The sequence below is a fragment of the Microvirga antarctica genome (assembly GCF_017921815.1).
Taxonomy (GTDB): Bacteria; Pseudomonadota; Alphaproteobacteria; order Rhizobiales; family Beijerinckiaceae; genus Microvirga; species Microvirga antarctica.
Genome location: NZ_JAGEMM010000130.1, coordinates 1 through 287 on the forward strand (window position 1 = coordinate 1; position 287 = coordinate 287).

A 287-nucleotide genomic window follows, 5' to 3' on the forward strand; every position below is an offset into this window, starting at 1 on the left:
GATGACTATACCGGCCCGGCAACCGATCTGTTGTTGAAGCTACGGCCAAACATTCGCTATTTCCACTCCTCGCAATACATTAACGATCTGGCTAATGGCGATACCTGTGTGGCCATCGGTTGGGCGGGCGATGTCTGGCAGGCCGCTAACCGGGCGAAAGAGGCGAAAAATGGCGTCAATATCTCTTTCTCGATCCCCAAAGAGGGGGCAATGGCGTTTTTTGATGTGTTTGCCATGCCGGCTGACGCCAAAAATAAAGACGAGGCCTACCAGTTCCTTAATTATCT

Annotated in this window: 1 protein-coding gene; it reads left to right on the forward strand. The window is 51.6% G+C overall.

Annotation, left to right across the window (positions count from 1 at the left end):
- Positions 1–287 (forward strand): extracellular solute-binding protein (locus J4G32_RS21160; protein ID WP_210497675.1); only part of this gene is annotated, 287 nt, incomplete at both ends.